At 71.0% G+C, this 1193-nt stretch carries 1 protein-coding gene; it reads left to right on the forward strand.

Features of this window, described 5'->3' with window-relative positions; genetic code table 11:
* A partial coding sequence (locus tag OO71_RS45845) for an ROK family protein (RefSeq protein ID WP_051793272.1) occupies positions 1–939 on the forward strand: 939 nt, incomplete at its 5' end.
* Between the last annotated feature and the right edge of the window lie 254 nt (positions 940–1193).

A 1193-nucleotide genomic window follows, 5' to 3' on the forward strand; every position in this document is an offset into this window, starting at 1 on the left:
GTCGTTTCGGAGCCGGGTCTGCTGATCGGGGCCGATGTCGGGGGGACTGGGATCAAGGCTGTCCTGGCGGATCCTGACGGGACGGTGCATGCGCGGATTACGCGTCCGACGGCGGCGGAGGGTAGCCCGTATGCCACGCTCGTGCATGTTCTCGACACCTTGGCTGGTGAAGCGCTCGACGCGGGGCAGCCGTTGAGCGGTATCGGTGCTGCGGTTCCAGGGATTGTCGATCGGCATACCGGAACTGTTGTCCGGGCTACGAATCTGGACTGGCATGAGCTGGAGCTCACGCACCGGCTGCGGCATCGCTATGCGGTACCGGTGACCGTCGACCACGACGCTCGGGCAGCCGCGGACGCCGAGTGGGCAGCCCGCGCCGCAGCGGGGGAGCACGTCGAGGACGCGGCTTTCGTGCCGATCGGCACCGGGATCGCCGCTGCTTTGCGGATCGGCGGCCGGACGGTGACCGGGGCCCGGTGTGCGGCGGGGGAGTTCGGGCATGTCGTCGTGGCTGCGGGCGGGGAACCGTGCACCTGTGGCGCGCGTGGCTGCCTGGAGGCGTACGCGTCGGCGTCGGCCATTGCCCGCCGGTACCAGCGTTCCGGCGGGCTGGGCTCCCCCGACGCCGAGGCGGTGGCGCAGTCGATCCGGTCGGACCCGATCGCGCGCCGGGTGTGGGTCGAGGCCGTCGAAACGCTGGCACAGGGGCTGGTGGGGTTGATCGCGCTGACCGACCCGGAGCTGATCGTCATCGGCGGCGGCCTGTCCGCGGCCGGTGCGACCCTGCTGACCCCGCTGCGGGCGCGGGTGGCCGAGCAGCTGCCGTGGCGCCGTCCGCCGAGAATCGAACAGTCGGTGACGGGCCCGGAAGCGGGGCAGCTGGGTGCTCTCCTGCTGGCCGGAGCCCGGCGGACCCCGGCGCCGTCGCTGCCGGTCTGACCCGGAACTGCCCGAACATCTTCCATCGGCTGGTTCTTTGCCGCCGATTTTCAGCTGAAGTCGGGTTGCCGGATTAGGGTGGGGGTATGGCTGAGGGTGAGCGTTCGCCGCGGGTGGAGGCGCCTGCGTCGGTGGGGTCGGTGTTCGAGTTGATCCGTCGTGGGGTGGCGCGGACGCGGCGGGAGATTTCGCGGTATACGGTGCTGGCGCCGTCGACGGTGTCGTTGCGGGTGGATGCGTTGATTGCGGCGGGG

The sequence above is a fragment of the Amycolatopsis jejuensis genome (assembly GCF_000717335.1).
GTDB lineage: Bacteria > Actinomycetota > Actinomycetes > Mycobacteriales > Pseudonocardiaceae > Amycolatopsis > Amycolatopsis jejuensis.